Source organism: Azospirillum sp. UENF 312511 (assembly GCF_058780635.1).
On record NZ_JBSNCG010000001.1, the window covers coordinates 1,261,446 to 1,285,637 of the forward strand.

General features: G+C 70.0%; 22 protein-coding genes, 1 tRNA gene and 1 pseudogene. 5 read left to right on the forward strand and 19 right to left on the reverse strand.

Features of this window, described 5'->3' with window-relative positions:
• Positions 1 to 8 precede the first annotated feature (8 nt).
• From tatC to ACWPN7_RS05835, 11 genes and pseudogenes are all read right to left on the reverse strand, one after another.
• Positions 9 to 812 carry a twin-arginine translocase subunit TatC gene (tatC, locus tag ACWPN7_RS05785; RefSeq protein WP_459198125.1) on the reverse strand — a complete coding sequence of 268 codons (804 nt, stop codon included), beginning with the start codon at positions 810 to 812 and terminating at the stop codon, positions 9 to 11.
• 22 nt (positions 813 to 834) lie between these two features.
• Positions 835 to 1,356 (reverse strand): Sec-independent protein translocase protein TatB, encoded by a 522-nt coding sequence (tatB, locus tag ACWPN7_RS05790; protein WP_040134017.1) that lies wholly within the window; start codon positions 1,354 to 1,356, stop codon positions 835 to 837.
• Positions 1,357 to 1,404: 48 nt separating this feature from the next.
• Entirely contained in the window at positions 1,405 to 1,710 is a 306-nt protein-coding gene (locus tag ACWPN7_RS05795; protein ID WP_201043454.1) for a twin-arginine translocase TatA/TatE family subunit, read from the reverse strand.
• A 99-nt stretch (positions 1,711 to 1,809) separates the two neighbouring features.
• A complete protein-coding gene (locus ACWPN7_RS05800; protein ID WP_201043453.1) occupies positions 1,810 to 3,120 on the reverse strand; it encodes an ABC transporter ATP-binding protein in 1,311 nt (436 codons plus the stop codon).
• 124 nt (positions 3,121 to 3,244) lie between these two features.
• Positions 3,245 to 3,898: an SMC-Scp complex subunit ScpB gene (scpB, locus tag ACWPN7_RS05805; protein ID WP_103039074.1), complete on the reverse strand. Its 654-nt coding sequence runs from the start codon at positions 3,896 to 3,898 to the stop codon at positions 3,245 to 3,247.
• The gene (locus ACWPN7_RS05810; RefSeq protein ID WP_103039073.1) at positions 3,895 to 4,713 is read right to left on the reverse strand and encodes a segregation and condensation protein A; all 819 of its coding nucleotides are present in this window, start codon (positions 4,711 to 4,713) and stop codon (positions 3,895 to 3,897) included. Before ACWPN7_RS05810 ends, scpB begins: the two co-directional genes overlap by 4 nt.
• A 4-nt stretch (positions 4,714 to 4,717) precedes the next feature.
• Entirely contained in the window at positions 4,718 to 5,404 is a 687-nt protein-coding gene (locus ACWPN7_RS05815; protein WP_079285439.1) for a site-2 protease family protein, read from the reverse strand.
• Between the two features lie 54 nt (positions 5,405 to 5,458).
• Positions 5,459 to 6,541 (reverse strand): beta-N-acetylhexosaminidase, encoded by a 1,083-nt coding sequence (gene nagZ / locus ACWPN7_RS05820; protein ID WP_459198124.1) that lies wholly within the window; start codon positions 6,539 to 6,541, stop codon positions 5,459 to 5,461.
• A complete protein-coding gene (locus ACWPN7_RS05825; protein WP_149651486.1) occupies positions 6,513 to 7,460 on the reverse strand; it encodes an SPOR domain-containing protein in 948 nt (315 codons plus the stop codon). The genes nagZ and ACWPN7_RS05825 overlap by 29 nt, the downstream gene beginning before the upstream one ends.
• Positions 7,457 to 9,217 carry an arginine--tRNA ligase gene (gene argS, locus ACWPN7_RS05830; RefSeq protein WP_407824468.1) on the reverse strand — a complete coding sequence of 587 codons (1,761 nt, stop codon included), beginning with the start codon at positions 9,215 to 9,217 and terminating at the stop codon, positions 7,457 to 7,459. The genes ACWPN7_RS05825 and argS overlap by 4 nt, the downstream gene beginning before the upstream one ends.
• Before the next feature lie 61 nt (positions 9,218 to 9,278).
• Positions 9,279 to 10,494: pseudogene (locus tag ACWPN7_RS05835) on the reverse strand (deoxyguanosinetriphosphate triphosphohydrolase).
• A 192-nt stretch (positions 10,495 to 10,686) separates the two neighbouring features.
• On the opposite strand from ACWPN7_RS05835, the gene erpA reads away from it, so the two are divergent.
• The 5 genes from erpA (at position 10,687) to ACWPN7_RS05860 (ending at position 13,924) form a co-directional block, all read left to right on the forward strand.
• Positions 10,687 to 11,055: an iron-sulfur cluster insertion protein ErpA gene (gene erpA, locus ACWPN7_RS05840; protein WP_040134010.1), complete on the forward strand. Its 369-nt coding sequence runs from the start codon at positions 10,687 to 10,689 to the stop codon at positions 11,053 to 11,055.
• A gap of 45 nt (positions 11,056 to 11,100) precedes the next feature.
• Positions 11,101 to 11,886 carry an exodeoxyribonuclease III gene (locus ACWPN7_RS05845; protein WP_149651483.1) on the forward strand — a complete coding sequence of 262 codons (786 nt, stop codon included), beginning with the start codon at positions 11,101 to 11,103 and terminating at the stop codon, positions 11,884 to 11,886.
• A gap of 73 nt (positions 11,887 to 11,959) precedes the next feature.
• Complete coding sequence (locus ACWPN7_RS05850; RefSeq protein WP_149651482.1) at positions 11,960 to 12,532, forward strand: hypothetical protein; 573 nt, start codon at positions 11,960 to 11,962, stop codon at positions 12,530 to 12,532.
• A gap of 205 nt (positions 12,533 to 12,737) precedes the next feature.
• Positions 12,738 to 12,827, forward strand: a tRNA-Ser gene (locus ACWPN7_RS05855).
• Positions 12,828 to 13,027: 200 nt separating this feature from the next.
• Positions 13,028 to 13,924: a diguanylate cyclase gene (locus ACWPN7_RS05860; RefSeq protein WP_456523269.1), complete on the forward strand. Its 897-nt coding sequence runs from the start codon at positions 13,028 to 13,030 to the stop codon at positions 13,922 to 13,924.
• 15 nt (positions 13,925 to 13,939) lie between these two features.
• Here the strand turns inward: ACWPN7_RS05860 and leuD are convergent, their stop codons facing one another.
• Genes leuD through ACWPN7_RS05900 form a run of 8 tightly spaced genes read right to left on the reverse strand, consistent with a single transcriptional unit; the run spans position 13,940 to position 24,181 of the window.
• Positions 13,940 to 14,536: a 3-isopropylmalate dehydratase small subunit gene (gene leuD / locus ACWPN7_RS05865; protein ID WP_459198122.1), complete on the reverse strand. Its 597-nt coding sequence runs from the start codon at positions 14,534 to 14,536 to the stop codon at positions 13,940 to 13,942.
• Between the two features lie 2 nt (positions 14,537 to 14,538).
• Positions 14,539 to 15,960, reverse strand: a complete 1,422-nt coding sequence (gene leuC, locus ACWPN7_RS05870; protein ID WP_459198121.1) for a 3-isopropylmalate dehydratase large subunit — start codon at positions 15,958 to 15,960, stop codon at positions 14,539 to 14,541.
• On the reverse strand, positions 15,957 to 17,381 hold the full coding sequence (locus tag ACWPN7_RS05875) for an FAD-dependent oxidoreductase (RefSeq protein ID WP_459198120.1): 1,425 nt from the start codon (positions 17,379 to 17,381) through the stop codon (positions 15,957 to 15,959). Before ACWPN7_RS05875 ends, leuC begins: the two co-directional genes overlap by 4 nt.
• Entirely contained in the window at positions 17,378 to 18,004 is a 627-nt protein-coding gene (locus ACWPN7_RS05880; RefSeq protein WP_040133989.1) for a cysteine hydrolase family protein, read from the reverse strand. The genes ACWPN7_RS05875 and ACWPN7_RS05880 overlap by 4 nt, the downstream gene beginning before the upstream one ends.
• Complete coding sequence (locus ACWPN7_RS05885) at positions 18,001 to 20,073, reverse strand: hydantoinase/oxoprolinase family protein (protein ID WP_459198119.1); 2,073 nt, start codon at positions 20,071 to 20,073, stop codon at positions 18,001 to 18,003. The genes ACWPN7_RS05880 and ACWPN7_RS05885 overlap by 4 nt, the downstream gene beginning before the upstream one ends.
• 19 nt (positions 20,074 to 20,092) lie before the next feature.
• Positions 20,093 to 21,838, reverse strand: coding sequence for a hydantoinase B/oxoprolinase family protein (locus ACWPN7_RS05890; protein ID WP_459198118.1), 1,746 nt, complete (start codon positions 21,836 to 21,838; stop codon positions 20,093 to 20,095).
• A complete protein-coding gene (locus ACWPN7_RS05895) occupies positions 21,835 to 22,752 on the reverse strand; it encodes an isocitrate lyase/PEP mutase family protein (RefSeq protein ID WP_459198117.1) in 918 nt (305 codons plus the stop codon). Before ACWPN7_RS05895 ends, ACWPN7_RS05890 begins: the two co-directional genes overlap by 4 nt.
• 1 nt (position 22,753) lies before the next feature.
• Complete coding sequence (locus tag ACWPN7_RS05900) at positions 22,754 to 24,181, reverse strand: MmgE/PrpD family protein (protein WP_456523276.1); 1,428 nt, start codon at positions 24,179 to 24,181, stop codon at positions 22,754 to 22,756.
• Between the last annotated feature and the right edge of the window lie 11 nt (positions 24,182 to 24,192).

Sequence of the window (24,192 nt, forward strand, 5' to 3'; positions counted from 1 at the left end):
GACGGGCCCTACGCCTGTTCCGCTTCCGTCTCGTCCCTGTCGCCGCGCGTCTTCTCGATGCGGCGGCCGATCAGGATCGACACCTCGTAAAGCGCCAGCAGCGGGATGGCGAGGCCGACCTGGCTGATGACGTCCGGCGGGGTCAGGACCGCCGCGACGATGAACACGAACACGATGGCGTAGCGCCGCTTGGCCGTCAGCGTCTCCGTCGTCAGCAGCCCGGCGCGGATCAGCAGGGTCAGCAGGACCGGAAGCTGGAAGGCCAGACCGAAGGCGAAGATGAGGTGCATCACGAGGCCGAGATACTCGCTGACGCGGGCCTCGAACTCGATTGGCAGGGCGCCGGCGTCCATGCCTGGGTGGAACTCGAACCCCAGGAAGAAGCGCCAGGCCAGCGGGAAGATGAAGTAGTAGACCATCGCCCCGCCCAGGAAGAACAGGATCGGGGTGGCCACCAGGAAGGGCAGGAAGGCCTTGCGCTCGTGCTTGTAGAGGCCGGGCGCGACGAACATCCAGATCTGGCTGGCGACGATGGGGAAGGACAGGAAGCAGCCGGCCCAGAAGGCCACCTTCACATAGGTGAAGAAGGCTTCGGTCAGGCCGGTGTAGATCATCCGCCGCCCCTGCCCGGCCAGGATGTCGGCCAGGGGCTGGACCAGGAAGTTGTAGATGCGGTCCGAGAAAGCGTAGCACACGAAGAAGGCGATGATGATCGCCAGCGTCGCGTACATCAGACGGTTGCGCAGCTCGACCAGATGGTCGATCAGCGGCATCTTGCTTTCTTCGAGCTCGTCGTCGGTTTCGCCGGTCATGCGCGTTTCGCCGGACACTGGGTCACGCCTGCTTGTTCGTGGTTGCCGCCGCAGCGGAGTCGGCGGAGGCCGGAACCGGCGGCTGGGCCGGGGCCGGGACGAACTCCGCGGGCGGAGCCGGAGGAAGCGGGGCCGTGACCGGCGGTTCGGTCGCCGGCTGCGGCTGGGCCGCCGTCACCTGCGGCGATCCGACGGGAGGCACGGGAGCGGGACCATCCTCCGGCGGGCTGCCGTGATAGCCGTCAGCCCCGAGGTTGGCCCCCACGTCGAAGGCGCCCTTCAGTTCCCCCTTCGGATCGATCGTGTTCTCGACCATCTTCTGGAGGTTCGTGTCGCGGACCTTCAGGGCCTCCTTGCGAAGCTCGTCAAGCTCCGCCTCGCGCATCATGTCGTCGATGTGGCCCTGAAAATCGCGCGCGACGACGCGCGCCTTCTTCACCCATTTTCCCAGGGTGTAGATGGCCTTGGGCAGGTCCTTCGGGCCGATCACCACGAGGGCGATGACCGCGATGACCATCAGTTCCGACCATGCGATGTCGAACATGGCTCCTCAGCCTTTCGAAGCGGCGCGGGGATGAAGGGCGCCGGACGGTCAGGTGCGGGCCGTCTCGTCCTTCTTCACGCCGGGGTCGGCAGCGGGCGAAACCGGGGCGGGCGAAACCGGGGCCGGCGGAACCGGATGGACCGAGGACACCGGCTGGGCCGGCGGGACCGGCTGGTTCAGGACCTTGGAGTCGGCACCGGTGGCGGTACCCTCTTCCTCGTCCTTCAGGCCGGCCTTGAAGTTCTTGATGCCCTTGGCGAGGTCGCCCATGACCTTCGGCAGCTTGCCGGCGCCGAACAGGAGCAGGACGATCAGAAGGACGATGACCCAATGCCAGACGCTGGAGAATCCCATGACACACGTTTCCTGAACAGGCAGCCCAATGGCGGGGCGGCACTATGGCAGAAAGGTTCCCCTCCCGCAACGATCGGTCGGGCGAAACCGCTCAAACGACTAAGTGGGTGCACCGGCTGGAAAAACGAAGGCCTGACACAGGTCCATGCACACCGAAACGTGACTTTGTTCGGCGGGCAGGAACTGGCCCGGCATGCGGGAGTGCAGATGCACAGAGCCGCCCTTCCCGTCCGGCACGTCGAGATGGACCAGGCTAGTCCGGCCCAGCAGGCGCGCCGCCATCACGCGCGCCAGGACCGGCAAGTCCCCGGCGGGAACCGTGGCGGCGGGCTGGGCGGATAGCTTCAGCGCTTCCGGGCGGATCAGCACGTCCACGGCGGTGCCGTCGGCGATCTCCGTGGGAATCGGGCCGACCGGAGTGTCCACCGCCCCGCCCTGCACGACGCCCGCCAGCCGGTTGACCTCGCCGAAGAACTCGGCGGCGAAGGCGTTGACCGGGCGGGTGTAGAGGTCCACCGGGTTGCCGACCTGAACGACTTTGCCGGCGCGCATCAGCGCGATGCGGTCGGCCAGGAACATGGCCTCTTCCGGGTCGTGGGTGACCAGCATGGTCGCCGCACCGTTCTGCTTCAGCACGTGCAGCGTCTCGTCGCGCACCTGCTCGCGCAGCCGGGCGTCCAGGCCCGAGAAGGGCTCGTCGAGCAGCAGAACCGCCGGATTTGGGGCGAGCGCGCGGGCCAGCGCCACGCGCTGCTGCTGACCGCCGGAGAGATGGTGCGGGAAGGAGTCGGCGTAGCCGGCCATGCCGACCTGCCCGAGCGTCTCCAGCGCGCGCTTGCGCTGCGCCTCGCCGGACAGGGCGGTCAGGCCGAAGCGCACGTTGTCGAGCACCGACAGGTGCGGAAACAGCGCGTAATCCTGGAAGACGAGGCCGACGCCGCGGCGTTCCGGCGGCACCGCGCCGCGCTCGTCCGCAACCACCGTGCCGCCGATCCGGACGGAGCCGGTCTGCACCGCCTCCAGCCCTGCCGCGATGCGCAGCAGCGAGGACTTGCCGCAGCCCGACGGCCCGCACAGGCAGACGATCTCCCCCGCCCCGATGGTCACGCTGACGTCGTCGACGGCGACGACGCGCCCGTAGCGGTGGGTGACTCCATTCAGCGCCAGGGCCTCCATTGCGATGGCGGCAGCGCCGCCCTGCGGGCCGGAGGCGTCGAGATGCCGCCCGTTGGCTGGCAGCGTGACCGGCGCGGCCTCGCAGGGCGCGCCCTGCCGCGGATCGGTCCCGCGGCTGAACAGGGCCGACGCCTTGTCGCGCAGGGCGGTGCGCAGGCCGGCAGGCCGAGGTTCGGAAACGGCGTCTCCGGTCGCGGAGAAAGAGCGGGCGTCGGTGACGGACGGACGATCCATGGCAGTCCCAGTCTATGGCGGTCCCAGTCTGAAGCGGCCCGGGGGTCGTTTGATGGCGGTCGATTGACCTTAGTACCGGTGCGCCGACCCCGATGCAAATGGTTCTTATTTTCGAGCGTTTCGCTCAGGTATCGGAATCGTCAGCGTTTTCCGATGGTTCCGCGTCCTCCAGACCGGCGCCGCCGATGCCCAGAAGCACGGGCCGGGAATCAAGCAGGCCGGCGGCGCGCAGGTCCTCCACCCCCGGCAGGTCGCGCAGCGTCTCCAGGCCGAAATGGTCGAGGAAATGGTCGGTGGTGATCCAGGTCAGCGGGCGTCCCGGCGTCTCGCGGCGGCGCCCCGGCCGGATCCAGCCATTCTCCATCAGGATGTCCAGCGTGCCCTTGCTGGTCGCCACGCCGCGGATCGCCTCGATCTCGGCCCGCGTCACCGGCTGGTGGTAGGCGATGATCGCCAGCGTCTCGATGGCGGCGCGGGACAGCTTCTTGGAGACCTCCTCCTCCTGCCGCAGCAGCGGCGCGAGGTCCACCGCCGTGCGGAAGGACCAACCGGCGCCGGTGCGGATCAGGTTCACCCCGCGCGCCGCGTAATGGACGCGCAGCTCCTCCAGCAGCGCCCGCACGTCGGCGTCGCGGGTCAGCCGCCTGCCCAGCGTCTCCTCGTCCAGCGGATCGGCGGAGGCGAACAGCAACGCCTCCAGCAGGCGCAGATCCCGCAGCCGCTGCTCGACCTCCTCCGGATTCTCGATCTCCTGGATCATGCCGTCGGGTCCGCTCATTCCTCGTCGCCTTGCTCATGCTGGTGCTCATGCCGGCGCGATGCCCGGCGGACATAGATGGGGGAAAAGGCGCCGTCCTGGCGAAGCTCCACACGGCCAGCCTTGGCCAGTTCCAGCGTCGCCGCGAAATGGGCGGCCAGCGCCGAGCGGGTCAGCAGCCCGCCGCGCACGCCGTCGGGCAGGAAACTCGACAGGGTGGCCCAGTCCGGCATGCGGCCCAGCAGCTCGGACAGGCGACGCACCGCGTCCTCCAACGAATAGAGGCGCACCGGCTCGATGTGCAGAACGCCGCCCTCCTGTCGCTTCTTGTGCTCGCCATAGGCCTTCAGGAGGTCGTAGAGCGTGACCTGGAAGACCGACTTGCGCAGGATGTCGAGGTCCTCCGGGGCGCCGCGGGCGAAGCGGTCCACCCCAAGCTGCGGGCGGGCGAACAGCTTGGCCGCCGCCCCCTTCATCGCCTCCAGCCGCTGGAGTTGGAAGGCCAGCGCCGCCGCCATGTCCTCGCCCGAGGGCTCCTCGTCCTCGACCTCCGGGATCAGCAGGCGGGACTTGAGATAAGCCAACCACGCCGCCATGACGAGATAGTCCGCCGCCAGCTCCAGACGCACCTTCCGCGCCTCGGCGATGAAGGCGAGATACTGATCGGCGAGCTGGAGGATGGAAATCTTCGTCAGGTCCACCTTCTGCTCGCGCCCCAGCGCCAGCAGCATGTCGAGCGGCCCCTCGAACCCGTCCAGGACGAGGACGAGCTGGTCCGCCGGGTTGGCCGCCTCGGCGCCCTCGTCCTCACGATCCGGGGGTTTCCTGCCGACCATGCCGTCAGTTGCCGCTGAGGATGCGGATCAGCTCGATCATGTAATCCACCGGCGGGCCGAGCACCCAGGAGAAGACGCTGAGGTCCATGCCAAGCTCCCGCCCAATGAAGGGCAGCAGGAAGAAGGCGCCGATCAGGATCAGCATGCCGTATTTCTCCAGCCGGGCCAGCGGGAAGGCCAGCGCGTCGGGCAGGATGCCGACCGCCACGCGCCCGCCGTCGAGCGGCGGCAGCGGGATCATGTTGAAGACCATCAGCACGACGTTGACCAGGACCGACACCTCCAGCGCGGCGCGGAACCACATCTCGGTCGCCCCGCCCTGCGGGCTGGTGAAGCCCCAGATGATCGCGGAGACCAGCGCCAGCACGAAATTCACCCCCGGCCCGGCCAGCGCCACCCACACCATGTCGCGGCGCGGGTGGTGCAGACGCCCGAAATTCACCGGCACCGGCTTGGCCCAGCCAAAGACGAAGCCGGTGGTGAAATACATCACCGCCGGCAGCACCACCGTGCCCAGGGGGTCGATGTGGCGGAGCGGGTTCAGCGTCACCCGGCCCAGCCGCCACGCCGTGTCGTCGCCGCGCCACATCGCCACGAATCCGTGCGCCGCCTCGTGCATCGTGATGGCGAGGATCGCGGGGATGGCGACCGCGAAGATCATCGGTATGCGGTCGATCAGACCTTCCAGCACGCGCATCTCTCCCGTTGCGCCCCCCGGATTCGCCGGGGAAGCCTGAGCATGGCTCTAAACCTGGGGAGTTCCCAGCAATTCCGCCAGACGCGCCCGCAAGTCGTCGGCGTTCGCCGGCTGCGCCACGCCGCGCATCGCCTCGGCCCGCTCCCAACGGCGGACGGCCGCGCCGCACATCGCCGGAACGCCCTCGGCCACCGCCACCATCTCCTCCATCACACCGTTGCAATGGAGCACGACGTCCAGTCCAGCGGCGAGAACCGCCTCCGCCCGGCCGCGCATGCCGCCGGCCAGCGCGCCCATCGACAGGTCGTCGCTGAACAGCAGCCCGTCGAAGCCGATGGGGGCGCCGCGCACCACCTCGCGCACCACGATCGCCGAGGTGCTGGCGGGCTGGTCCGGGTCGATGGCCTTCATCACGACATGAGCGACCATGCCGAGCGGCATGTCGGCCAGGGCGCGGAAGGGCGCAAAGTCGGTGGCCTCCAGCGCCGCGCGCGGGGCGTCCACCACCGGCAACTCGGCGTGGCTGTCGGTGAAGGCCCGGCCATGGCCGGGCAGATGCTTGACGACCGGCAGCACGCCGCCGGCGATCAGTCCTTCGCAGGTCGCCCGCGCCAGATCGGCCACGCGGGCCGGATCGCCGGAGAAGGCGCGGTCGCCGATGATGTCATGGGCGCCTTCCACCGGAACGTCGCAGACCGGGGCGCAATCCACCGTCACGCCGCAATCCGCCAGCATCAGCGCCAGCAGCCGGGCGTTGATCCGGGCGGCCTCCCGCCCGGCGGCGGCGTCACGGGCCGCGAGGTCGCCGAACGCCCGCATCGGCGGAAAGGCTGGCCAGTGCGGCGGGCGCATGCGGGCCACCCGACCGCCTTCCTGGTCGATCAGCACCGGCGCGTCGGCGCGGCCCACCGCCGCGCGCATCTCCGCCACCAGCGCACGCACCTGCTCCGGCGTGTCGCAGTTGCGCCGGAACAGGATGAAGCCCAGCGGATCGGCGTCACGGAAAAAGGCGCGCTCGTCCGCGGTCAGGGCGGTGCCGGCGGCGCCGAACACCACTGCACGATGGGGTCCGGACGCGTTTCGGGCGTTCGGCAAAGCCGGATCAGGGACGGACAACCACACACCCCACATTCTGGGACTTGAGCTGGGCGCAGACCGACTTGGCGCGCTCCTCGTCAAGGCCGACGCCCTGGATGCGGTAGAAGATGCCCTTCTCGCCCAGATCGGCCTTGGCGACCTGCATGGACAGACCGCCGAGCGCCGCGCCGTGGCGGCTGGTCAGGCGCTTCCATTCCGTCGAGGCCTCGGCCTCGCTGCGCACCGCGGCGAGCTGGACACGCCAGTTTCCCCCACCCGACGCCTTCGCCGGAGCGGGTGCCGGCTGCGGAGCCGGGGCGGCCGCCACCGGCGGCGCGGGCTGCGGCTTGGGCGCCGCGGCGGGCGGCGTCTGTGAAGGCGTCTGGGCCTGCGGCGGAGCCGGAGCCGGCTTGGCAGCCGGCGGCGGAGCGGCCTTGGGCGCCGGAGCCGCCGGTGCCGGAAGGGCGGCCACCGCGGGCGGCGGGGCCGGAGCGGCGGCGGGCGGCGGCGCCCCCTCCCCGTCCTGGCGCGGCACCGTGGTGGTGGAGCCCGGCGGGGGCGGCGGCAGTTGGGCCACCGCGGGCGCCTCCGGCAGGGTCGGCGACGGCGGCACCTGGGGGGCCACGACCGGCCGCGGCAGCGGCTCCTCCGGCGGCGGCAGCAGGCGTTCGATCTGCGACTTCGACCCGCGGTCGTTCAGCCGCTCGTAGACCAGCTTGTCCTGGTGCGGCACTTCCATGCCGCCGGGCTGCTCCGGGCGGGCCTTGGTCGGCGCGCTGTCTGCCATCAGCAGCGGCGGGCCGCCATCCGGCGTGCTCTGCCCCTTGCCGCCATAGACCACGACGATCGCGCCGGCGAAGGCCACGATGCCGACTACCGCCAGACCGAGGCCGAGCAGACCGCGCCGACCTCCCCGCTGCGGCGGCGTGCCGTAGGGATCGCTGGCGTAGTTGGCATCGCCCTCATACCTCATGACCGCATTTCCTCCACCGGCTCCACACCCATTACCGCAAGGCCGGAGGCGATCACCGTGGCGACCGCGCTGACCAGCGCCAGACGGGCCACCGTCACCTCCTCGTCGCCGTCGATCAGGAAGCGCAGGCTGGTGTCGTCGCGGCCTTTGTTCCACAGCGCGTGGAAGTCGCTGGCGAGGTCGTAGAGGTAGAAGGCCACGCGGTGCGGCTCGTGCGCCTCGGCGGCGGATTCGACCAGACGCGGCCAGGTCGCCATGCGCTTGGCCAGCGCCATCTCCTCCTCGCTGTCGAGGCGGGCGAGGTTGGCCCTGGCGGCCAGCGCCGCCAGCGACAGGTCGGCCCCCGGCAGCGCCGTCGCGGCGTGGCGCAGGACCGAGCGGCAACGGGCGTGGGCGTACTGCACGTAGAAGACCGGGTTGTCCTTCGACTGCTCGACGACCTTGGCGAAGTCGAAGTCCAGCGTCTGGTCGTTGCGGCGGGTCAGCATGATGAAGCGGACGACGTCGCGGCCGACCTCCTCGATCACGTCGCGCAGCGTCACGAAGGTGCCGGCGCGCTTGGACATCTTCACCGGCTCGCCGTTCTTCATCAGATGGACGAGCTGGCACAGCTTCACGTCCAGCGACGCCTTGCCCTCGGTGATCGCCGTGGTCGCCGCCTGCATGCGCTTGACGTAGCCGCCATGGTCGGCGCCCCACACGTCGATCTGCAGATCGAAGCCGCGACGGTGCTTGTCGTAGTGATAGGCGATGTCGTTGGAGAAGTAGGTGAAGGACCCATCCGACTTCTTCAGCGGGCGGTCGACGTCGTCGCCGAAGTCGGTGGACTTGAACAGCGTCTGCGGGCGCGGCTCCCAATCATCGGGCTTCTTGCCCTTCGGCGGCTCCAGCACGCCGACGTAGATCAGGCCGCGGTCCTCCAGCGCCTTCAGCGCCGTGTCCACCGCCCCGGCCTTCACCAGCGCGCGTTCGGAGCTGTAGACGTCCATGCGGACGCCGAGGACGCCGAGGTCCTCCTTGATCCATTCCATGATCGTGGCGATGGCGAAGTCCCGGCACGCCGGCAGCCAGTCGGCCTCGTCCGCGCCGACCCACTTGCTGCCGTCGCGCTCGGCCAGGGCCTGCCCGACCTCCTTCAGATACTCGCCAGGATAGAGGCCCGCCGGAATCTCGCCGATGTCCTCGCCCAGCGCCTCGCGGTAGCGCAGGAAGGTGGAGCGGCCCAGCACGTCGACCTGGGCGCCGGCGTCGTTGATGTAATATTCACGGGCGACGGCGTAGCCGGCCTTCTCCAGCAGGGCGGCCAGCGCGTCGCCGAACACGGCGCCGCGGCCGTGGGCTGCATGCAGCGGGCCGGTGGGGTTGGCCGACACGTATTCGACGTTCACCGGACGCTTGCCGCCCAGCGTGCTCTCGCCATAGGCGGTGCCGGCGGTCAGCACGTCGCGGATGCGGTCGCGCCAGACGTCGGTCGTCAGGCGCAGGTTCACGAAGCCCGGACCGGCGATCTCGGCGCTCGCCACGTCGGGGCGGGTCTTCAGCTTCGCCACCAGCAGCTCGGCCAGCGCGCGGGGCGGCTTGCCCGCCGGCTTGGCCAGGATCATCGCCGCGTTGGTCGACAGGTCGCCGTGCGCCGCCTCGCGCGGCGGCTCCACCGTCAGGCGCGCGGTGTCGAGCCCCGCCGGGATCTGGCCCTCGGCGGCCAGCTCGTCCAGCAGCTTGCGGATGTCGTTCTCGAAGACCTTGAAGATGTTCATCGGTTCAATTCTTGCTTTAGGTCTGGGCCGGTTAGGTCTTAGCCGTTTCGGTCTTAGCCGTTCAGGTCTTGGCGTCCATGTCGAACAGGCGGGCGTATTCGGCGAGCGCGTAGCGGTCGGTCATCCCGGCGATGTAGTCGGCGACCAGCCGCGCCAGCACCGTCCGGTCCCCCTGCCCTCCCTGCTTTGCGACATCCTCCTGCCATTGCGTCGGCAGGGTGTTCGGCTCGGCCATGAACAGGTCGAACAGGGCGGTGACCACCCGCTTGCACTTGCTCATTTCCCGGTTCACCCGGTAATGGCGGTACATGCGCTGTTTCAGGAAGGCGCGCAAGGGCCGCTGCGCCTCGAACATCGCGGGGGAGAAGCTGACGACCGCCTCCGGCAGGGCGCGCAGCTCGGCAGCGCTGCCCGGGCGGTGGCGGTCCAGCCGCTCGCGCGTCTCGGCCAGCAGGTCGACGATCATGTTGTTGATCATCCGCCGGATCGTCTCGTGGATCAGGCGGGAGCGCTCCAGCCCCGGATAACGGTCGCAGACCTGCCGCACCACCGGGCCGACCAGCGGCAGCTCCGCCACCTCGTCCACGGTGAACAGGCCGGCGCGCAGACCATCGTCGATGTCGTGGTTGTTGTAGGCGATGTCGTCGGCCAGGGCCGCCACCTGCGCCTCGGCGCCCGGGTTGGTGTGAAGCTCCAGGTCCCAGCGCTCCTGGAAGGCGGCCAGCGTCGTCGGCAGCTTTTCACCGCCACCATCGTTGCCGCCGCCGGGCGGCAGCAGCGGGCCGTTGTGCTTGACCACGCCCTCCAGCGTTTCCCAGGTCAGGTTCAGCCCGTCGAAATCGGCGTAGCGCCGCTCCAGCATCGTCAGGATGCGCAGAGTTCTGGTCGTTGTGGGCGAAGCCGCCGTAGGGCGCCATGCAGGCGTCGAGCGCGTCCTCCCCGGCATGGCCGAAGGGGGTGTGGCCGAGATCGTGGGCGAGCGCCACCGCCTCCGCCAGATCCTCGTTCAGCCCCAGCGCGCGGCTGATCGAGCGGGCGATCTGCGCCACCTCCAGGCTGTGGGTCAGGCGCGTGCGGAAATAGTCGCCCTCGTGATAGACGAAGACCTGCGTCTTGTATTTCAGCTTGCGGAAGGCACCGGAATGCACAATGCGGTCGCGGTCGCGCTGGTAGCACGAGCGCGTCGGGCTTTCCGGCTCCTGGAACAGCCGGCCGCGCGTCTGTGCGGGGTCGCAGCCATAGGGCGCCGGGCGATCCTGGAAGAAGTCCGCCGTCATGGCGCGGACACTACCGACGCAAACCGCGCTGCGCAACGGCGAAGGCGGAGACCCGCCGAGACATCCGGCAGCCGCACGCAGGCAAACCGCAGGTCAGGCATGAGAGGACCGGACATGCCTTTGACGAAAGGCGGACGCACCCTTACATTCGTCATCGTGTCGTCTGTTCCGCGAAACCCTGAGGTCCGTCCCATGCCCGACACCGCCCTTCCCGCCACCGCGCAAGAGGGTGCGCGCGTTCTGACCGTGTCCGACAGCGCCGCCAAGCGCGTCGCCTTCCTGATCGAGCATGAGGGCGACCCGGCCCTGATGCTGCGCCTGACCGTGTCGGGCGGCGGCTGCTCCGGCTTCCAGTACGGCTTCGCCTTCGACGCCACGGCGAACGAGGACGACCATGTGTTCGAGAAGAACGGCGTGAAGGTCGTCACCGACGACGTCTCGCTGGACCTGCTCGCCGGCTCCACCCTCGACTATGTCGAGGACCTGATGGGGGCCGCCTTCCAGATCAAGAACCCGAACGCCACGGCCTCCTGCGGCTGCGGCAACTCCTTCGCCGCCTGACGGTTCCTTTCTCCCCTGGCCTTTGCCGAACAAGAAGAACACGACGTGAAGATCGCCACCTGGAACGTCAATTCGGCGAAGGCCCGCCTTCCGCTGATCACCGACTGGCTGCGCGCGGAGTCCCCGGACGTCGCGCTTCTGCAGGAGATCAAGTGCGAGACCGCGGCCTTCCCCCGCGCCGCCTTCGAAGACCTCGGCTACCACGTCACGCCGGTGGGGCAGAAGTCCTACAACGGCGTGGCGTTCCTCTCCAAGGCGCCGCACGAGGACGTGCTGACCCGTCTGCCCGGCGAACCGGAGGACGAGCAGGCCCGCTATGTCGAGGCCACGGTGGCCGGCGTGCGCATCGCCTCGCTCTATCTGCCCAACGGCAATCCGCTCGGGACGGAGAAGTTCGCCTACAAGCTCCGCTGGATGGACCGGCTGCACGCCCATGCCCGCGGCCTGCTGGCCCAGGAAATCCCCTTCGTTCTGGGCGGCGACTACAACATCATTCCGGAACCGCGCGACGTCTTCGACCCGGTGGCCTTCGCCGGTGACGCCCTGTTCCAGCCCGAATCGCGGGCGAAGTTCCGCGCCCTGCTGAATCTGGGTCTGACCGAAGCCTACCGCGCGCTGCACGACGACGACCACGCCTACACCTTCTGGGACTATCAGGCGGGCTGCTGGCCGCGGGACCTGGGATTGCGCATCGATCATTTCCTGCTGTCTCCGCAGGCCGCCGACCGTCTGGAGGGCTGCCGCATCGACCGCCGCCCACGCGGTGCGGAAAAGGCGTCCGACCATACGCCCGTCCTGCTCGACCTGCGCGACGGGTCAGACATTTCTTAAATTTTTTCGCGCATCCTCAAGGCCGACTCGGAAACCGAGCGAGCGTCCATCCGCGGGGAGAGGCGGCAAGACGATGGTCTGGGGACAGGACAGCGGGCGTAGAGCGATCGAAGAACTGCTGACGGCCATCGAGCAGCAGGCCGGCGAGGCGATCGCTCTGGGCGCGCGTGCGCAGCGCGACATTCAAGAGGATCGCTTCTCCTCCTTCCTCGGCTTCCGCCGGAAGGTGGAAGAGGTGCGCGCCCTCGTCGCGCTGACGGAAGAGCGCCTGACGACCGTCAACACGGCTAAGCTGGCCGACCTGCGCACGGAGTTCGAACGGATCGACTTGTTGCTGACCGGCCTGCTGGCCCGCGCCACGCGGAACTATTTCGAACGGATGCGGGACGATCAGGCGCTTCCCATCGGCGCCCGCGAACTGTTCGAGCCGGAATTGAAGATCATCGAGGAGATGCGCACCAAGTTGGACCGCCCACATTACGCGGGCCGCGTCTCGGCCACGGTGATCGAGGATCTGGAAGCGACCGGCGTCATGATCCGCAAGGTCATCAGCCGCGCCCCCAGCCTGCCCGATTTCTCCGACTCCCCCACGCCCCCGAAGCCGACGAAGCGACTGTCGAACCTGGGCCGCCCGATCCGGATGTGACGCCCTCACGTTCAACGTCGGTGTTCGCTGCACAACGGGGCTCAAAAGCGAGTTGACCCCGGACCAGGGACACGGCATGTTCCCCCCGCTTCCGATCCCCGGCAAGCGGAGAGCCGAAATCAGGCTCCGTCTTTGGGGATCAAAGCGGGGATCAGCAGGCGATGGTCCCCCGACGCGCAAGGCTAAGCCCTTGAAGGCGTTGATTGGATGGGTGGCCGAGCGGTTTAAGGCTCCAGTCTTGAAAACTGGCGTGGGGGCAACTCCACCGTGGGTTCGAATCCCACCCCATCCGCCACCGATTTTCTGTTTCAAATGCGAAACACCGCCCCTCGTTTAGGATCTTCCAATTTTCAGCGCATTCCGTTTGGATTCGTGCGTTTTTCAGCCGAATTGGCGCTTGCATTCCCTTGATGCGGGCTCATTCGAAAATCCATACGGTTGTAATGTTTCCTTCAGGGCTTTGTGCTTCTCTGAAGCAATGGTCGTGGAGGCCGCATGCGGATTTTGGTGGTGGACGATTCGCGCATGGCGCGCACTGTGCTGTGCCAGCAGCTTGAGGGCTTCGGCCATCAGGCGACTTTTGCCGAAAGCGGCCAGATGGCCTTGGCCCGCTGCCGCGACGAGCCCATCGACATCGCGCTCGTCGATTTCCGCGTCGGCGAGATGGAGGGCGTGGAGGTCTGCTGGCATTTGCGCGCGGCGCAGCGGGAACGGCACCTTTATCTCATGCTGATGATCCCCGGCAGCATCACCAACCAGTTCTTCGAGGTCGTGGAGAACGGCGCCGACGAGTTCCTCCGCAAGCCGCTGGACCTGACATGGCTGCGCGCCCGCCTGCTCGCCGCCTCCCGCGTGGTCGACATGCAGCGCCAGTTGGAGCGGCTTGCCACCACCGATTCGCTGACCGGGGCGCTGAACCGCGGGCGATTCATGGCGCGGGCCGCCGACGAGGTGGCGCGGGCCCAACGCAACGGTCAGCCGCTGTCGGCGATCATGCTGGACATCGACCACTTCAAGAAGGTCAACGACACCTACGGTCACGCCACCGGGGACGAGGCCATACGTACGGTGGTCCGGGTCTGCCGGTCCATGGTGCGCGGCGCGGACGTCCTGGGCCGGCTGGGCGGCGAGGAGTTCGCCATCCTGCTGCCGGAGACACCGCCGCAGGGGGCGGCGCTGCTGGCGGAGCGGCTGCGCCGGGCACTGGCCGGAACCGACGTGCGCATCGCCAACGGCGCCGGGTCCGTCCTCACCTTCACCGTCAGCATCGGAGTCAGCGCGCTGCGGCCGGGCGAGAGCAGCGTCGCCGCGGTGCTGGCTCGGGCGGACGAGGCGCTGTACCGCGCAAAGAACGGCGGCCGCAACCGGGTGGTGTGCGACGCGGCACCGTAATCCGCCATCAAGCCGTCAAGTTCCTGGCACCAGCCAGGGCCGGGCCTCGGCGTCGGCGCGGTCGAAGGCGTCAATGGCGTCCTGGTGACGCAGCGTCAGGGCCACATCGTCGAGGCCCTCGATCAGACATTCCTTCTTGAACGGGTCGATGGCGAAGGGCAGCGGCCGGCCGTCCGGTCCGGTCAGGGTCTGGGCCGGCAGGTCCACGGTGACGGCGGCGCCTGGCCTCTCCTGCAACTGGCGGCGCAGTTCCGCCACCGTCTCCTCCGGCAGGGTGATGGTCAGCAGGCCGTTCTTGGCGGCGTTGGCGGCGAAGATGTCGCCGAAGCTGGGGGCGACGACGCAGCGGAATCCGCCGTCCACCAGCGCGTAGACCGCCCCCTCCCGCGACGACCCGCAGCCGAAATTGCGGTCGGTCACCAGCACGCGGGCGCCCGCATAGGCCGGGTCGTCCAGCGGAAAGCCCGGCTTGCGTTCGTCATGGAGCAGGAAGTTGCCGTAACCGGCGCTGCGCGGCTTCCTCAGGAAGCGCGCCGGGAGCAGTTGGTCGGTGTCGATGTTGGCGATGTCGAGCGGCACCGCCGGTGCGGTCAGCGTGACGAAGGGGTCCATCCTTATGAAGCTCCCTGCTTGCGGACATCGAGCGTCCGTACATCGGTGAGTTTGCCGGTCACGGCGGCGGCGGCAGCCATCGCCGGGCTCATCAGATGCGTGCGCGCGTTCGGCCCCTGGCGGCCGGGGAAGTTGCGGTTGGTGGTCGAGGCGCAGCGTTCGCCGGCCGGGACGAGGTCGCCGTTAATGCCGACGCACATCGAACAGCCGGGCTCGCCCCATTCCAGGCCGGCGTCGGTGAAGACGCGGTCCAGCCCCTCCGCCTCCGCCTGACGGCGCACCGGAACCGATCCCGGAACCACCAGCCCCGGCACCGCGGCGCGGCGGCCCCGCAGAACAGCGGCGGCGGCGCGCAGATCCTCCAACCGGGCGTTGGTGCAGGAGCCGATGAAGACGCGGTCGATGCCGACCTCCTCCAGCCGCGTGCCGGGGGTCAGCCCCATGTAATCGAGCATCTTGCGCATCTGGCCGGCGCGCACCGGGTCGCTCTCGGCGCCGGGATCGGGAACCGTACCGGTGACCGGCACCGCGGTCTCGGGGCTAGTGCCCCAGGTGACCGACGGGGCGATGGCCGCGGCGTCGAGCGACACCTCGCGGTCAAAGGCGGCCTCCGGGTCGCTGGGCAGGGTCCGCCAATGCGCGACGGCGCGGTCGAACAGGTCACCCTTCGGAGCGTAATTCCGCCCCTCGATCCAGGAGAAGGTGGTGTCGTCGGGGGCGATCATGCCGGCCCGCGCCCCCGCCTCGATCGACATGTTGCAGACGGTCAGCCGGCCTTCCATCGACAGGGCGCGGATGGCGCTTCCTGCGTATTCGATGACGTGGCCGGCTGCCCCGTCGGCACCGATAAAGCCGATCACCGCCAGGATCAGGTCCTTTGCCGTCACATGCGCGCCCAGCTCGCCGTCGACGGTGACGCGCATGGTCTTGGGTCGGCGCTGCCACAGCGTCTGGGTCGCCAGCACATGCGATACCTCGGTGGCGCCGATGCCGAAGGCGAGCGCGCCGAAGGCGCCGTGGGTGGAGGTGTGGCTGTCGCCGCAGACGATGGTCAGGCCCGGCAGGGTCAGCCCCTGCTCCGGCGCCAGCACATGGACGATGCCCTGCGCCGGGTCGTGCAGGCCGAAATGGCGCAGGCCGTGGCGCCCGGCGTTCGCCTCCAGCATCGTCACCATGTTGGCGATTTCCGGATCGGCGATCGGCTTGGCGCGACTGTGCGAGGGCACGTAATGGTCGGCGACGGCGAAGGTCAGCTCCGGCCGGCGCACCGGGCGCTTGGCGTGGTCGATCATGCCGAAGGCGTGGAACGAGCCCTCGTGCAGGAAATGGCGGTCGATGGCGAGCAGCGCCTGCCCGTCCGGCCGGGTTGCCACCAGATGGGCGTCCCAAACCTTGTCGAACAGGCTGCGGGGGGACTGCGTCATTGGTTGCTTTCCTCCTTAACGGCGTCCGCGGCCACGGCGTCTGCTGCCGCCGCCCCGGCGATGCGCCCAAGCGCCACCGCGGTCAGCAGCCCGTTGCCGGACAGGTAGCCGGACGCCTTCGATCCCGACACACCGCAGGCGGCCCCGCCGGCGGCGTAGAGGTTGGGCAGCGGAGCGCCCTCCCCGCTCAGGACGCGGGCGCCGTCATCGACCACCAGCCCACCCTGGGTGTGGAACAGGGCGCCGGTGACGCGGACGGCGCGATAAGGTGCCACCAGCGGCGCCGAGCCGGCGAAGCTCCGGCCGAAGCCGTCGCTTCCCCCCGCTGCCTTCAACCGGCCGACCTCGGCCAAGGTGGCAGCCAGGGCGTCCGCGTCGACCTTCATCAGACGGGCGAGGTCCGCCGGGCTGTCAGCGCTGAGCACCGCACCCATCGCCTCGGCCTGCCGGAAATCCTCGAACTGGCGGGCGACGGCGGCGATGCGCTCGTCGAAGACGGTCCAGGCGATGCCGTCGGGCTGGCGCAGCACGACGGCGGCCTGTTCCGAATAGCCCTGCGCCTCGTTGGAGAAGCGCTTGCCCTCGGTGTTCACCTGCACACCGCCTTCGGTGACCGTCGCCCAGGTGACCAGGATGCCGGCGGGATGAGCGACCGAACCGTGGCCCTGGTGCCCCGACAGGTGCCGCGTCGCCGCCCCCAGCGCCTCGCCCCAGAGCAGAGCGTCGCCCTGGTTGCCGGGATGGCCGAAATAGAGCGCGTCGGCCAGTTCCGGGACATGGCGCTCCACCAGCGCCCGGTTGCCGCCATAGCCGTTGCAGGCGAGGATCAGCGCCGCGCAGCCGACCCGCTCGACGCTGCCGTCGGGCCGGGTGACCTCGACGCCGCGCACGCGCGGGCCCTCGGCGTAGAGCGCGGTCACCTGCGCCTCGCACAGCACGTCGATGCCGGCGGCTTCTACGGCGCCACGCAGCCGGTCGATCAGCTCCGCCCCCGACCGGCTGGGCAGCCCGTGCATGCGCCGGGCGCTGTGGCCGGGATAGGTGAAGTTGTCGACCACCGAGAACGGCAGGCCGTAGCGGTCGGCCAGCCATTCCAGCGCCGGGCCGACGGCGCGGGCGACGCGGGACACGTCTGCCGGGTCGGGCTCCCCCTTCGCCTTGGCGATGATGTCGGCAGCGAAGCGCTCCGGGCTGTCCTCGATCCCGGCGGCGCGCTGCCAGCGCGTGCCCGGCGCCGGGATCAGGCCGGCCGACAGGGCGGTGGAGCCCTGGGGCAGCGCGTCGCGCTCCAGCACCAGCACCTCCGCCCCGCGTTCATGGGCGGCGAGCGCGGCGATCATCCCAGCCGCTCCGCCGCCGATCACGACGACGGGCACCGTGAATTCGAACGTCACGCCCTCGGCGGACAGAATGCGGCTCATGGCGCGGACAGCTCCTCCAGCATCGCCGCGACCGTCGCCACGCGGCAGACCGGGCGCAGTGCAGCGACCGAGACGTCGTGGACCTGGGGCGTGAAGGCGGCGCAGCCGTCCTCCAGCAAGATGGTGTCGAAATCGCGGACATGGGCGTCGCGCACGGTCGAAGCGACGCCGCCGTTGGTGACGATGCCGCACACCAGCAGCCGCTCCACCCCGCATTTGCGCAGCACCCACTCCAGCCGCGACATGTAGAAGGCGGAATAGGCGATCTTCTCGACCTCGACATCGACGGGCTGGAGCGTGTCCACCGTGCGGTGCCCCCAGCCGCCCGGTTGGAAGTCGCCCTTCGCCAGGAAGGGGCGCAACGCCTTCAGATGGGGGGAGATCATCGGCTCGCCACCGCGGCCCGGCACCAGGGTGAAGTTGGTCGAGATCACCCAGCCGCCGCGCGACCGCAGCAGGTCGGCCAACGGCTTCACCCGCTCCGGCAGGGCCAGGATTTCCGGCGCCGTCTGGCCGGCGCGGCCATAGGCCCCCTCCGGGTGGAGGAAATCGTTCTGCAGGTCGCAGACCAGCAGCGCGGTGCGCCCAATGAGATTTGGGGCCGGAATGGCGGTGGCGCTCATCGGGCGCTCCTTTCCACGATGACGTTGCCGTAGCCATCGACGCGGGCGCTCAGGTCGGGGTCGATGACGGTGGTGGCGTCGGGCTGCTCCAGGATGGCCGGCCCCTGGATGTGGGCGCCGACCGGCAGGTCCAAGCGGTTGTAGACCGCCGTCTCGTGCCACGCCCCGTCGAACCAGACGGGCCGCGAACCGGCGTAGGCGCTCTCCACCGTCGTTCCGGCGGCCGGGGCCAGGGCGGCGAGGTCGAAATGCGGACGGCGGCCGATGGCGGCGGTGCGCAGGTTGACGATCTTGGCGCCCACCCCCGGCAGAAGCCGGCTGAAGGACGCCTGATAGGCGCGCTCGAAGGCGGCGCGGATGGTCGCCTCGTCGACACCCGTGGTCCCGTTCGCCACCGACACCGGCAGCGGCACGGCGACCGTGTGGGTCTGGCCGATGTAGTGCATGTCGAGTTCGAAGACGAGGTCGATGCGCTCGACGCTGAGACCGGCGGACTCCACCACAGCGCGGGCGGCGGTCGCCTCCTCGACCATGCGGCGGTCGAGCGACGCGGCGTCGATGCCGGCCAGCGGCAGGTTCACCGTCTGCACCTGATCGTGGCGGATGTCGGCGATGACGCAGCCGAGCGCTGAGGTCACGCCGGGGAAGCGCGGCACCAGCGCCGCCTTCAGCCCGACCTCCTTGATCAGCGCGCCGACATGCAGCGCGCCGCCGCCGCCGAAGGGCACCGCGGCGAACTTGGCCGGGTCGTGCCCGCGCTCGATGGAGACGAGGCGGATGGCGCCGGCCATCTTGCTGTTGGCGATGCGCACCACCGCCTCCGCCGCCGCCATGACGTCGAGCCCCAGCGGTTCGGCGACGTGGGTGGCGATGGCGGTGCGGGCGGCGTCCACGTCCAGCCGGGCGAGCTTGCCGCCGATCGGCCGCTCCGCGTTGATGCGGCCGAGCAGCACGTTGGCGTCGGTCAACGTCGGGCGGGTGTTGCCCTGGCCGTAGCAGACCGGTCCCGGCCGCGAACCGGCGCTCTCCGGCCCGACCTGGAGCATGCCGCCGGGATCGACCCCGGCGATGGAGCCGCCGCCGGCACCGATGGTGGTGATCTCGATCATCGGCGTGCGAACGACCAGACCGAAGTCGATGGTGGTCTGGGCGGCCAGCATGGTCTGCCCCTCCACCACCAGCGACACGTCGAAGCTGGTGCCGCCGAGGTCGCCGGTGATGACGTTGGGGAAGCCCGCCGCCTTGGAAATCGCCGCGGCGGCGATGACGCCGGCCGCCGGGCCGGACAGGGCGGTGCGCACCGGCAGGCGCCGCGCCGTGTCGGTGGACATGACGCCGCCGTTCGACTGAACGATGTGGAAGCGGCCGCCGAACCCCTCCCCCGCCAGCGCGTTGTCGAGCTTGGCGAGATAGCTGCCGACCACCGGCTGGAGATAGGCATTCAGCGCGGTGGTCGAGGTGCGCTCGAACTCGCGGATCTCCGGCAGGATGCGCGACGAGCATTCGAGGTTGGCGTTGGGCCAGACCTCGCGCGCCGCCTCCAGCGCCGCCAGCTCGTTGGCCGGGTTGGCGTAGGCGTTGATGAAGACGATGGCCAGCGCCTCCGCCCCCATTTCGGCCAGCCGGCGGGCACAAGCACGCACCTCCTCCGGATCGACGGCGGCGCGGACGGTGCCGTCGGCTAGCGTGCGCTCCGCCACCTCCAGCCGCAGGTCGCGGTCGACCACGGGGACGAAGTCGCCCCACAGGCCCCAGGTCTGGCGGCGGTCGCGGCGGCGCATCTCCAGCACGTCGCGGAAGCCGGCGGTGGTGATCAGCCCGACCTTGGCGCCCTTGCGCTCCAGGAGCGCGTTGGTGCCGACCGTGGTGCCGTGGACGATGGAGCCCAGCTCGGCGACCGGGCCGAAGCTCCGCAGGCCGGCGAGGAAGCCGACCGCCTCGTCGCCGCGGTTGGACGGGACCTTGGCGGTGCGGAAGCTGCCGCGCGCCTCGTCGTAATGGAACAGATCGGTGAAGGTGCCGCCGACGTCGACGCCGACGATTGCACCCGTGGAGATGCCGTTGCTCATGGTCTTGCTTCCGGATTCGTCAGGCGGCGGGGGTTTCGCGGAGCGCCGCGGTGGCGGCGACGTCGAGCGCGCCGTCGTCGGTCAGCGCCACGCCGTAGGCGCTGCGAGCGGCCTCGGCGCCGAGGTAGCCGAGCCGCACGTCGCGGGCCACGGCCTCGGCGTCGCGGCGTCGCGGGTCGCCCCAGCCACCACCACCGGGAGTCTCCAGCCGCACGCGCTGGCCGTCGCGGATCTTCACGTCGGTGACCTTGGAGGCGAGCGGCGGCGACTTCTCGCCCTCGTCGCTCTGCCAGACGAAGCGGTTCAGCGCCGCGGGCGTGCCGCCGGCCACCCCGAAGGGCGCGAAGACGCCGCGCTCGCCGAGCAGGAAGACGTCGGCGGCGGTCAGCGCCTCGATCTCGTAGACGGCGCCCAGCCCGCCGCGGTGCAGGCCGGCCCCTGCGGAATCCGGGCGCAGCGCCCATTGGGTGAACATCACCGGATAAGCGGCTTCGAGGATTTCCACCGGTGGGATGGTGGCGGTGGAGATCGGGTTGTTGGCGTGGTTCAGCCCGTCGCTCTCCGGGTTGCCTCCCAAGCCGCCGCCGAAGAAGGAGAACATCACCCAGCGCGAACCGTCCGGACGGTGGCCGGCCAGCGACAGCGCGTTGATGGTGCCGAAGGGGGCGGCGGTGGCGCGGGCCGGGTCGGCCAGGGCCAGCGCCCCGAAGACCACGCCGATGACGCGCAGGATGGTCTCGGTGTAGCCGCCGACCGGCTTGGGCGGCTTCACCGCCAGCAACGTCGTCTCGGGGATGACGAAGGTGATCGGGTTGAGGCAGCCGGCGTTGGCCGGCACGTCGGTGAAGACGTGCTTCAGCGCGACGTAGCAGCAGGCGACCGCCGTGGAATAGGCGATGTTGAGCGGCCCGGCGCAGGGGGCCGAGGAGCGGGAGAAATCCAGCACCATGCGGTCGCCCGCGATGGTCAGGTCGAGCGCGATGCGCAGCCGGTCGGCGGTGATGCCGTCGTTGTCGAGATAATCCTCGAAGCTGTAGGTGCCGTCGGGCAGCTTGAACAGGGCGCTGCGCATCAGCGCCTCGGCCCGCGCGGTGAAGGCGTCGAAGGCGGCGGCGACGGTGTCCTCGCCATGCTCGTCCAGCAGTTCGGTCAGGCGGCGCACGCCAAGGTCGAGCGCGTTGAGCTGCCCGTTCAGGTCGCCGTAGTTGGACACCGGCACGCGGGAGTTGGCGGCGAGGATCGCCAGCAGGTCATGGTTCATCGCCCCGGCCTTGACCAGCTTCACCGGCGGGATGCGCACGCCCTCCTGGAAGCTGTCGGTGGCCCGCGCGTTGAAGTTGCCCGGCACGTTGCCGCCAATGTCGAGCCAATGGCCGACCGACGCCATCCAACAGAACAGCCGGCCCTGGCGGAAGATCGGCCGCACCAGCCGGAAGTCGTTCAGATGGGTGCCGCCGTCATAGGGGTCGTTGAACAGGAAGATGTCGTCGGGGTGCAGGTCGCCCTCCCGCGCCACCTTGTCGATCACCGCCTTGACCGCGAAGGCCATGGCGCCGACGAAGATCGGCAGGCCGTTGGTGCCCTGCACCAGCGTGGCGCCGGTCTCGGCGTGGTAGAGGCCGTGGCAGGCGTCGCGCGCCTCCGCGATGATCGGGTTGAAGGCCGAGCGGTAGAGCGTCGCGTCCATCTCGTCGGCGATCTGCTCCAGCCGGCCCTTCAGGACGGCCAGCGTGACGGGGTCGATTGTGGTTTTCTGGGTGGTCATGCTGCGTCCTCCCGCTTGGCGGCACCGGGATTTTTTGGAGGGAAGTCCTTGTAGGTTTCGCCGAGCGCCAGCATCTCCGGCGTGCCGATGAGATCGTTCAGCGCGTTGAAGTCGAACATGCGGTCGCGGAAGGGCTGGGTGGTGCCGTGCTGGGCCAGCGACCCGTAATAGTCCTGCGCCTGCCGGGCCAGCGCCCGCACGATGCCGCCGGGGAAAATCACCAGCCGATAGCCGAGATCGCCGAGATCGGAGGCGGAGCTGATCGGCGTCTGACCGCCCTCCACCATGTTCGCCAGCAGCGGGCGGATGCCGCCGAGGTCGGTGGCGATGGCGGAGAGCTGCTCGCGGCTCTTCGGCGCCTCGACGAACAGCACGTCGGCGCCGGCCTCGACGTAGAGCCGGGCGCGGTCGAGCGCCGCCGGGACGCCCTCCACCGCCACCGCGTCGGTGCGGGCGATGATCAGCGTGCCCTCGCTGGTCCGGGCATCGACCGCCGCCTTGATCTTGCCGGCCATCTCGCCGGCCGGGATCACCGCCTTGTCGGTCAGGTGGCCGCAGCGCTTGGGAAAGCTCTGGTCCTCAAGCTGCAGGGCGCTGGCGCCGGCCCGCTCGAACATGCGCACGGTGCGCTGCACGTTGAGGGCATTGCCGTAGCCGGTGTCGGCGTCCACCACCAGCGGCGTCGGCACGCGGTCGCGCACCAGCGCGATGGTGTCCGCCACCTCGCTGACCGAGACCAGCCCGATGTCGGGCCGGCCAAGCCGGGTGTAGGCGATGGCCGCGCCCGACAGGTACAGCGCCTCGAACCCCGCTGCCGCCGCCAGCGAGGCGGTGAAGGCGTCGTAGACGCCGGGGGCCAGGACGACGCGGTCCTCGGAAAGCCGCTGTTTGAAGGTGAGATCGGGTCGGGTCATCTCAGACGCTCCCCCCGGCGGCGGCGGGCGCCGACAGAAGCCGGGTCAGGGTTGAAAGGTCGGCCGCGCGGTCGATCGACGCGACGCAGTCGGCAATGGCGGCGGCGTGGGCAGCACCCCAGACCGGACCGGCCAGGTCGGCGAACTTCCCGCGCACCTCGTCCGGGCTGTAGGGGTCCTCGGTGTCGCCCCTGTTGGTCAGCACCTCCGCCTCGAAGCGGCGGCCGTCGGCCAGCGTCAGACGGACACGGGCCGGGCGCAGGCCGGGAAGGCGGGCGGTCAGGCCGCGGTCCTCGCGCACGGTCACCCGGCGGGCAAGCTCGCGGGTCGTCACGTCCCGGCGGGCGCCATCGCGGAAGGCGTCGGGGGTGGCGGCGCCGTTGGCGAGGAAGGTCGCCAGGGCGAAGGGCAGCGAGAACTTCGCGGCGAGCATGTTCTTCGGTTCCGCCCCGTCGAGCTGGGCGGCCCAGACGTAGGTGTCGACCTCGATGGCCGCGACCTCCGCCGGGGCGATCCGCCCGCCGGCCCGCGCCACGATGTCGCCCAGCGCGTCGAGCGCGCCATGGGTGTAGCGGCAGGCGGCGTGGCGCTTGAAGTAGTTGCGGGCGATCTCCCAGCGCTCGCCCAGCTCCTCGACCATCAGCTCCGGCCGGAAGTCGCTGGCGATGACGCCGCCGAACACGCTGCCGATGCCATCGGTCTCGCCGATGATGCCGCTCGCCGCCAGATCCCAGGCGGTCAGGCCGAGCTGGTTCGACACCCCGGCGTAGGCGTTGCGCACCGTGCCGCCCTCCAGCATCGTCCGCCGGCTGGTGGCGAGGCCGAGGGTCGAGGCGATGTTGAGCGTCTCGATCATCATCGCCGCGTCGGCCCGGTTCAGGTGGGCGACGGCCAGCGCCGCCCCCGCTGTGCCCCAGGTGCCGTGCGGATGGGTGGTGACCAGCAGCTTGGCGGCGATGCCGATGCGCGATCCGATCTCGTAGCCGAGCGCCAGCGCGGTCACCAGGTCGGCGCCGGAGGATTTCAGGCGCGGCCCGGCGGCGAGGAGGGCCGGCACGACGTGGATCGCCGGATGGCCGCGGGCGTACTGGTTGCCCTCGTCCAGCTCCAGCATGGTTCCGGCCAGCCCGTTGAGCAAGGCGGCGGACCCGGCGGCGAAGCCCCGGCCGCTGCCGATGGCCGCGCAGTCGCCGGAACCGCCGGTCTCAGCCATGCGGCCCGCCAGCGCTTGGCATTCCGGCTCCTGCATGCCGGCGGCGATCACGCCGACGCAGTCCAGCAGCACCAGCTTCGCCCGCTCCACCACCGGGGCCGGCAGGTCGGCAAAGGTCAGGCCGGCGGCGAAGGTGCCCCAACGGTCGAGCCAGGACGGGCGGGCGGCGGCGAGCAGCACGCTCGCCGGCTTCACGTCAAAGGACAGGCTTGTCATGTCACCGCTCC

Coding starts and splice junctions, on each gene's coding strand:
- nagZ (WP_459198124.1), bottom strand. CDS start 6,541: ATGTGGGGTGTGTGGTTGTCCGTCCCTGATCCGGCTTTGCCGAACGCC.
- argS (WP_407824468.1), bottom strand. CDS start 9,217: ATGAACATCTTCAAGGTCTTCGAGAACGACATCCGCAAGCTGCTGGAC.
- ACWPN7_RS05875 (WP_459198120.1), bottom strand. CDS start 17,381: ATGAGCCGCATTCTGTCCGCCGAGGGCGTGACGTTCGAATTCACGGTG.
- ACWPN7_RS05850 (WP_149651482.1), top strand. CDS start 11,960: ATGGTCTGGGGACAGGACAGCGGGCGTAGAGCGATCGAAGAACTGCTG.
- tatB (WP_040134017.1), bottom strand. CDS start 1,356: ATGTTCGACATCGCATGGTCGGAACTGATGGTCATCGCGGTCATCGCC.
- leuD (WP_459198122.1), bottom strand. CDS start 14,536: ATGGACCCCTTCGTCACGCTGACCGCACCGGCGGTGCCGCTCGACATC.
- leuC (WP_459198121.1), bottom strand. CDS start 15,960: ATGACGCAGTCCCCCCGCAGCCTGTTCGACAAGGTTTGGGACGCCCAT.
- scpB (WP_103039074.1), bottom strand. CDS start 3,898: ATGAGCGGACCCGACGGCATGATCCAGGAGATCGAGAATCCGGAGGAG.
- ACWPN7_RS05860 (WP_456523269.1), top strand. CDS start 13,028: ATGCGGATTTTGGTGGTGGACGATTCGCGCATGGCGCGCACTGTGCTG.
- ACWPN7_RS05800 (WP_201043453.1), bottom strand. CDS start 3,120: ATGGATCGTCCGTCCGTCACCGACGCCCGCTCTTTCTCCGCGACCGGA.
- ACWPN7_RS05810 (WP_103039073.1), bottom strand. CDS start 4,713: ATGGTCGGCAGGAAACCCCCGGATCGTGAGGACGAGGGCGCCGAGGCG.
- ACWPN7_RS05795 (WP_201043454.1), bottom strand. CDS start 1,710: ATGGGATTCTCCAGCGTCTGGCATTGGGTCATCGTCCTTCTGATCGTC.
- ACWPN7_RS05900 (WP_456523276.1), bottom strand. CDS start 24,181: ATGACAAGCCTGTCCTTTGACGTGAAGCCGGCGAGCGTGCTGCTCGCC.
- ACWPN7_RS05825 (WP_149651486.1), bottom strand. CDS start 7,460: ATGAGGTATGAGGGCGATGCCAACTACGCCAGCGATCCCTACGGCACG.
- tatC (WP_459198125.1), bottom strand. CDS start 812: ATGACCGGCGAAACCGACGACGAGCTCGAAGAAAGCAAGATGCCGCTG.
- ACWPN7_RS05880 (WP_040133989.1), bottom strand. CDS start 18,004: ATGAGCGCCACCGCCATTCCGGCCCCAAATCTCATTGGGCGCACCGCG.
- ACWPN7_RS05885 (WP_459198119.1), bottom strand. CDS start 20,073: ATGAGCAACGGCATCTCCACGGGTGCAATCGTCGGCGTCGACGTCGGC.
- erpA (WP_040134010.1), top strand. CDS start 10,687: ATGCCCGACACCGCCCTTCCCGCCACCGCGCAAGAGGGTGCGCGCGTT.
- ACWPN7_RS05890 (WP_459198118.1), bottom strand. CDS start 21,838: ATGACCACCCAGAAAACCACAATCGACCCCGTCACGCTGGCCGTCCTG.
- ACWPN7_RS05895 (WP_459198117.1), bottom strand. CDS start 22,752: ATGACCCGACCCGATCTCACCTTCAAACAGCGGCTTTCCGAGGACCGC.